The organism is Acidobacteriota bacterium, from assembly GCA_012517875.1.
Taxonomy (GTDB): Bacteria; Acidobacteriota; JAAYUB01; order JAAYUB01; family JAAYUB01; genus JAAYUB01.
Map to the genome: position 1 here is coordinate 37,383 of JAAYUB010000062.1, position 7,740 is coordinate 45,122.

Consider the following 7,740-nt stretch of genomic DNA (forward strand, 5'->3'; position numbering starts at 1 on the left):
TCATGCCATGCGTGCAACACGGATCCGACTGATCCTCGGACTGACTGTCGCCGGTCTGGCGCTGCAGTTCGCGGCGGCCGACCCCGCCCCGCTCACTCCCCGGCGCATGTGGCAGCTGGCGCGACTGGCCGCGCCGGCGCTCTCGCCGGACGGCACGACGGCCGCCGTGGCGGTGACGCGTTTCGATCTCCAGCGGGATGCGGCCGACACCGACCTGTGGCTCGTGCCCACCGCCGGCGGCCCCGGCCGGAAGGTGGCCGCCGCAGCGGGCGCCGAGTCGGAACCGGCCTGGAGCCCCGACGGCCGCCGCCTCGCCTTCGTGGCCCAGCGCAAGGGGGACGAGGCGCCGCAGATCTACCTAGTGGAGCGAGGCAGGGACAAAGCGAAGCGGCTCACCCGCGTACCCACGGGCGTGTACGGCATCCGCTGGTTCCCCGACTCCGCCCGGCTGGCCTTCGTCAGCCGGGTCTGGCCGGAGCCGGCCACCTGGGCGGAACAGGGCCGGCGCCTGATGGAGCGGAAGGAACGCAAGGTCAGTGCCCTCACCTACGACACCGCCCGCATGCGCTACTGGGACCACTGGATCGACGACCGCCAGGCCCACTTGTTCCAGGTGGCGATCACCGGCGGCGAACCGGTGGCGCTGACCGCGGGCACCGGTTTGGAGCTGCCCTACCGGGAAAACGGCGCCGCGAACTACGCCATCTCGCCGAAGGGGGACGAGATCGCCTTCACCGCCGACAGCTCGCCGCGTCCGGACCTGGATTCCAACCTGGACGTGTATCTGCTGCGGCTCGGTGAGCGGAGCGCCCGCAACCTCACCGCCGACAACACCCAGAGCGACTTCAATCCGGCCTTCAGCCCCGACGGCGCGAGCGTCGTCTTCGGCCGGCAGCTCATCAAGGGCTTCTATGGCGACCGCACCCGGCTGATGCTCCACGACCGGGCGACGGGGACCAACCGGGAGCTGGCCCCGGGCTTCGACTATTCGTGCAACGACTGGCAATTCGCCCCCGACGGCAAACGGCTCTTCTTCGTCGCCGACGAGCGCGGCCACATGCCCGTTTACGCCATGGAGCTGCCCGGCGGCGCCATGACCCGGCTGACGGCGGAAGGCTCCCACGGCGCGCTGGCGGTGGGGCCGGGCGGCGCGTCCCTGGTGGCGCTGCGCCAGGGCTTCAGCGAGCCGCCCACGCTGGTGCGCGTGGATGTCGCGGCGAAGACGTCCGACACGATCAGCACATTCAACGATGCGGTCCTGGCGGAGGTGCGCTGGGGCGAGGTGCGCTCCGTGACGTATGCCGGCGCCGGCGGCGCGCCGATCCAGATGTGGGTGGTGCTGCCGCCGGACTATCAACCGGGTCAGCGGCGGCCGCTGATGATGCTCATCCACGGCGGGCCTCACAACGCGATCACCGACATGTTCCAGTGGCGCTGGAACGCCCAGGTGTTCGCCGGCTGGGGCTACGTCTGCGCCTGGCCCAACTTTCACGGCTCCAGCGGATTCGGCAACGACTTCACCGCGTCCATCCTGGGCAACTGGGCTGACCAACCGTACGAGGACGTGATGCGGGCCACCCAGTGGCTGGTGGATCAGGGGCTGGCGGATCCCGACCGGCTGGTGGCGGCCGGCGCCAGTTACGGCGGCTATCTTGCGGCCGTCGTGCTGGGACGGCCGAACCCGTACCGGGCGCTCGTCGCTCACGCGGCGGTTTACAACCTCTACACCCAGTACGCCAGCGATTACGGGGCCGGTGAACGGGCCGACGCCAACCCGCATTTCTGGGTGGACGAATCGGTGCTGCGCCACACCTCGCCCCACCTGGCCGCCGGCAGCTTCCAGACACCGACGCTGGTGGTCCATGGCGAACGGGACCACCGCGTCTACCCGGGCAACGGCCTGGAGCTGTTCCAGACGCTGCAGACACGGGGCGTGCCGTCGCGCCTCATCTACTTCCCCGACGAAAATCACTGGGTGCTCAAGCCCAACAACTCGCTGTTCTGGTACGACGAGGTGCAGCGGTGGTTTGAGAAATGGTTACCAGTGAACAGTGACCAGTGAGGAGACAGGAGTTAACAGCTTCTGTTCATGCTCGTAATTCGTCGTCGTAATTCGTCGTCGTAATCGTTGTAATCGTGCTCGTCATCGAGGCTCGAGGCTTGAGACTCGTTCCCACGCGACGGACATCGGATGTCGGGTCTTGGGTCTCGGGCCTTGGTCGTGTCTCCCGTCTCCCGATTCACCCGCTCACCGATTCACCGTCCAAGCTGACCAAGAAAGAAAACAGGGAGCCGGGACCGCATCCCGCCTCCCTGAACCTTCTGCAAACCTGCGAACCTGTGAACTTGCAAACCTTAAAACTTTCGAACCTGTGAACCAGAGATCCGGTGAACGGAGACAAGCTCCGAATCTCAGGCCTCATCCTACTTCGGCCAGTGCTTGTCCTGCTGGTAGTCCCGGTACGGCGGGTGCTCGTACTTTTTGGGCGGGTTCTTTTCCAGCTCCCTCAGCAGGTACTCCACGCCACGCTCGAGCTGGGGATCGCGGCCGGCGCGGACGGCGGCCGGATCCTGGTCCACCTCGATGTCGGGGGCGATGCCGGTGTTCTCGCCGATCCACTCGCCGGTCTCGCTCCAGAGCGCGGCGTCGGGGGCGGTGGCACGGCCGCCGTCCATGAGCACCGGCATGCCGCCGGCCCGCACCAGGCCGCCCCAGGTGCGCTTGCCGATGAGGGGGCCGATCCCCAGCTTCTTGAAGTAGTACGGCATGGCATCGCCGCCGGAGCCGGCATATTCGTTGACGAGCATCGCCTTGGGCCCGAACACGGCGCCGTACGGCATGACGTCGTTGACGCCCTCGCGTCCCGCGATGTAGTTCAGGAGCGGCCGGCGCAGGTAATCCACCACGTAGTCGGCCAGGGCGCCGCCGCCGTTGTAGCGCTCGTCGATGAGCACGGCCTGCTTGTCGAGCTGGGCGAAGAAGTAGCGGTTGAAGTAGGTGAAGCCGCCCATGAACGTGTCGGGCAGGTAGACGTAGGCGATCCGGCCGCCGGACATCTCGCCCACCTTGCGGCGGTTATCCTCGATCCAGGCGAAGTGGCGCAAGGCCGACTCGTCGGCCACGGGCACCACGGTGACCTCGCGCGCTCCGGTGCCGTCGGGGTTGGGCCCCACCTTGAGGGTGACCGATTTGCCGGCGGTGGCCTCAAGCAGGGCGTCCATGTCCTGGGGCGGCCGGAGGTCCACCCCGTTGACGGCCAGCAGATACTCGCCTGCCGTGACGCTCACACCCGGTTGGGCCAGCGGCGCCCGCAGCTGGGGGTTCCAGCTCTCGCCGGTGTAGACGCGGGCAAAGCGGTAACGTCCGTTTTCGATCGAATAGTCGGCGCCGAGCAGACCGCCCGGCACGCGCTTGACATCGGGCGTGTCGCCGCCGCCCACGAAGAGGTGGCTCACGGTGAGTTCGCCCAGCATCTCGTTGAAGAGGTAGTTGAGGTCCCAGCGGCTGACCACGGCGTCGAGGAACGGCGCGTACCGCTTCTCGGCCCGCGCCAGATCGAGGCCGTGGTGCTGCGGGCTGTAGAAAAAGTCGCGCTCGCCGCGCCAGGTCTCACGGTACATCTGCCGCCACTCCACCGGCGGATCCACCCAGACCTCCAGACGTTCCAGGTTCAGCCCGCCCTCGCCGGGCTTGCCCGGCATCATCGCCGGCAGGACGGACCAGCGGGGCCCCTGCCGCACCAGCGCCTTCTCGCCGGTGGCGGAGAGGGTGAAGAACGACACGCCGTCGAAGGCCTTCTCCTCCTTGCGCTTCTCCAGGTCGAAACGGTGGACGGTGGCGGCGCCGGGGCCCGGCTGGTACGGATCGAAAGCCGGCGCCTCCATCAGAAACAGGGCACCGGCCTTGCCGGCCGCCAGACCCACGTAGTTGCGGGCCGGGACGGGCAGGGCCACGATCCGCAGGGTGATCCCCTCGATGTCAATCTCCACCTTCGGCGGTTCCGCGCCCGGTTTGCCGGGTGCGGCGCCCGGCTTGGCCGGTTCGCCCGGCTGCTCCGCCGGCTTGTCGGCACCGCCGGCCTTGGCGTCGCCGGCCGCCGATTTTTCCGCCACGGCGGGCTGGCCGTCCGGCTTGGCGCCGTCATTCTTTGCTTCGGCCGGTTTGTCCTCGACCACTTTCTCCTCGTCGCTCTCGGGCGCGAGCGGCGACGGCAGATCCTTCTTCAGGACCACCGCGTAGGCGCTGCTCGTGGCGAAACGGCCCAGCGCAGAGAGACCCTCGCCCTGGGTGGGGCCCATGTTGGTGGAGGCGACGAAGAAAAGGTACTTGCCGCTCTTGTCGAACACCGGGAACTGGGCGTAGCTCATGCCGTCGGTGATCTGGTAGTTCTTCCCGTCTTCGAGGCGGTGGACGAAGATGGCGGCCAGCCGGTTGTCCAGGAGGCGGGAGTAGGCGATCCACCGGCTGTCGGGGGACCAGGCGGGTGTCTGTTCGTTGCGGCGGTTGTAAATCTTGTCGGTGTCCACCTTGACCGGCGTCGGGGCTGCCTGGTCCAGGTCCACGTACCAGACGTTCAGCCGCTTGTCGGTGAAGAGGATCTTCCTGTTGTCGGGCGACCAGACGGGGTCGTAGAAAAACGACGGCGGCTCGCCCAGGGCTACTTTCCGCACAGGCGCGGTGCCCCGCTGGTCGGCGATGTGCAGGGCGTACTCGCCCGACTCGTCGGAGAAATAGGCAACGCGGGCGCCGTCGGGGGACCAGGCCGGCGAGCGCTCGTGCACGCCGGGGGTGCGGGTCAGGTTGCGGATGTCCCCCTTGTCGGCGGGGACGGTGACGATCTCGCCGCGGGCCTCGAACACGGCCCGCACGCCCGTGGGCGAGAGGCCGGCGTTGCGGATCGCGCTCGCGGCCTTCACCCAGCGGGGCCGCACCTCCGGGAAGTCGCCCCGCAGAGTGATGGCCACCCGCTGGGAGCGCTCCGTGTTCAGGTCGTACAGGTGCAGGCCGCCGAACTGCTCGTAGACGATGGCGCCGGGGCCGGCGGAGGCGCTTTTGAAGTCGAAGCCCTTGTTCTCGATGACCTGGCGGACTTTGCGCGAAACGGTGTCATAGGCGAACAGCGTGAACGGGCCGTTCCGGTCGGACAGAAAGTAGACCGTGTCGCCCACCCACATGGGATTGTGGTCGTTGGACTTGTCGCGCGGGATTTTTTCGCCGGCGAGAGTGTCGAGGCTGACCACCCGGATGTAGCTGGTGCGGCCGCCCCGGTAGCGCTTCCAGGCGCTGAAGGCCGGTGCGAGCGGTGTGTAGGCGATGCGCCGCCCGTCAGACGAGTAGCTTCCCGAATCCGCCTCGTAGATGGGGAGCCGGGTGGGGAAACCGCCTGTCGTCGGCACGGTGAAGAGCTGATCGGATCGGGCGAAACCGGCCCGGCCGGATCTGAACAGGATGGCGGTGCCGTCGGGTGTCCATCCCACCGCCAGATCCGCGTCCGGGTGGTAGGTGAGCCGTTTGGGCACCCCGCCTTCGGCCGGGATGATGTAGATGTCCCAGTTGCCGTCATACTGGCCGGAGAAGGCGATGGATTTGCCGTCCGGCGAAAACTGGGGATCAAGTTCCATGCCGTCGCCCGTAGTGAGGCGGACGGCCTCACCGCCGCCGCGGGGTACCGACCAGAGGTCGCCGGCGTAGCTGAAGACGATGTGGGTGGCGTTGACGGTCGGTGAGCGGAACAACTGCGGCGGGTCGGCCGCCGCCGCTGTCCAGAGTGCGGCCAGGCAGAGGGCCGCGAGCAGCATCAGGCGTTGGGACATTGCAGACTCCTTGTCCAAGGGATGAAATTACTCATACGTTCAGTCCCGCCGGCGGGTTCAGGCGAAATGCGCGCGGGCGGCGGCCGGCCGGGATCGGATCTAGCCAGCGGCAGCCGAATGGCATAGAATAACCGGGCATGCACCCGTGATGCAACAGCTCCGGTGGACGGAAACGGCCGTCGGCCGGTTCCGCCGGGTGCGACTTCCCGTGGGGGGTGATTCGTGAACAGAGAGGCGGGGAGAGTGAATAGCCGGGTGGCGACGGTGCTGGCTGCCGCGCTCGTGTTCGGATTCGCGTCCGCGGCGGCGGCCCAGGTCGCGCCGTCGGACCGGCGGATCGCCCTGTTCCAGGCCGATGGATTTCCCGCCACGGAAGCTCCGGTGGTGCCGCCGGCGGTGCTGACCGAGGCGCTGGCCGGTTTGGCAGTCGATCGCTACGGCGATCCAACGGAGTTGGCGGTGCGACTCGACGCGCGGGATCACGCGGTGCTCGTTCTGCCGTACGGCAGCGCCTTCCCGCTGGAGGCGTGGGACGCCATCCGCACGTTTCTCGGCGCCGGCGGCGGCCTGGTGGTGCTGGGGGGCGCGCCGTTCCACCAGCCGGTGTACCGCGGGGCGGACGGCGTCTGGGTGACGGGAGTCCGCCAGCCGACCTTTGCGCACGCGCTGCTCATCGGGCCCGCCGAAGCGATCGATCTCGGGGGCACACCCGCCGGCACGCTCGCCGCAGTCTCCGTCGCAGGCTCCGGCTGGGACGGGCCGGCGTTCCCGCTCCCGACGCGGACATTCACCCTGACAGTGCGGTTCGCCACGCGGCCCGACACGCCGGGTGAGGACGGCGCGGCCGGCATCCGCGAGGCGGTGCTGCGGCCGCTGGTGCACGTCACGGGCGCCGACGGCCTGCCGGCGGCCTGCCCGCTGCTGGAAATCGACCGCCTCCACGGCCCCGGCGCCGGCGGCCGCTGGGTGCTGGCCCCATGCGATGCGGCGCTGCCGGCCCCGCTGATCCGGGCGATGGTCCGGCGGGCCTTCGACGGCGCCGCGGACTTGACGGCACGCCCCGTGCCGGCGTGCGTGGAGCCAGGCGAGGTGCCTCGGCTGCGCGTCACGCTGCGCTGTCCGGGTGCGGCGACGGTGGCGGTCCCGGACGCTGCGGTGACGGTGTCCGACGAGGCGGGGCAGGCGGTTTGGCGGGGACGGCTCCCACTCGCCGGAACTCCGACCTTCCGGACAGGCGAACTCGCTGTCCGAACCGACCGGCCGCTGGCTCCCGGGCTGTACCAGGTGGCGGTGGAGCTGGCCGGCGCCGCCGGCAGCCCGGCGGCGGCTGGGACCGCGTTTTGGGTGCGGGACGGCAAGCTGCTGGCCGCGGGGCCGCGGCTCACGGCGACGCGCGACTGGCTCCGGCGCGACGGCCGGGTCTTTCCGGTGATTGGGACCACCTACATGGCGGGCGACGTCCACCGCAAGTTCCTGTTCGAGCCGAACCCCGCGGTGTGGGACCGGGACATGGCGGCCATGCGGCGCGCTGGCGTGAACTTCATCCGGACAGGGCTCTGGACGGGCTGGGGCCGCCTCATGTCCGATCCGGGCGCCGTGGACGAGAACGCCCTGCGCGCCCTGGACGCCTTCGTCCTCACCGCCGCCCGGCACGACCTGGCGGTCTGCTTCACCTTTTTCGCCTTCCGTCCGCCGCTCTACGGCGGCGACAACCCGTACCTGGATCCCCGCGCCCTGGCCGGGCAGGAGGCGCTGCTCGCGCTCGTGGCGTCACGCTACCGCGGGGTGGGCTGGATCCACTGGGACCTGATCAACGAGCCGTCGTACGCGCCCGCCGACGCGCTCTGGACCAACCGGCCCATGGGCGACGCCTTTGAGGCGGCCGCCTGGGCCGAGTGGATCCGCCGGCGCCACGGCGACGCGGCG

The 7,740-nt window shown here is 69.4% G+C and carries 3 protein-coding genes; 2 read left to right on the forward strand and 1 reads right to left on the reverse strand.

The genetic code is table 11. From position 1 onward, the window contains the following. Positions 1–7: 7 nt before the first annotated feature. The gene (locus tag GX414_06890) at positions 8–2,062 is read left to right on the forward strand and encodes a S9 family peptidase (GenBank protein ID NLI46816.1); all 2,055 of its coding nucleotides are present in this window, start codon (positions 8–10) and stop codon (positions 2,060–2,062) included. Between the two features lie 362 nt (positions 2,063–2,424). Here GX414_06890 and GX414_06895 read toward each other — a convergent pair whose 3' ends face one another. Next, entirely contained in the window at positions 2,425–5,814 is a 3,390-nt protein-coding gene (locus GX414_06895) for a protease (protein NLI46817.1), read from the reverse strand. Between the two features lie 243 nt (positions 5,815–6,057). Here GX414_06895 and GX414_06900 point away from each other — a divergent pair. Further along, a partial coding sequence (locus GX414_06900; GenBank protein NLI46818.1) for a hypothetical protein occupies positions 6,058–7,740 on the forward strand: 1,683 nt, incomplete at its 3' end.

Coding starts and splice junctions, on each gene's coding strand:
- GX414_06890 (NLI46816.1), top strand. CDS start 8: ATGCGTGCAACACGGATCCGACTGATCCTCGGACTGACTGTCGCCGGT.
- GX414_06895 (NLI46817.1), bottom strand. CDS start 5,814: ATGTCCCAACGCCTGATGCTGCTCGCGGCCCTCTGCCTGGCCGCACTC.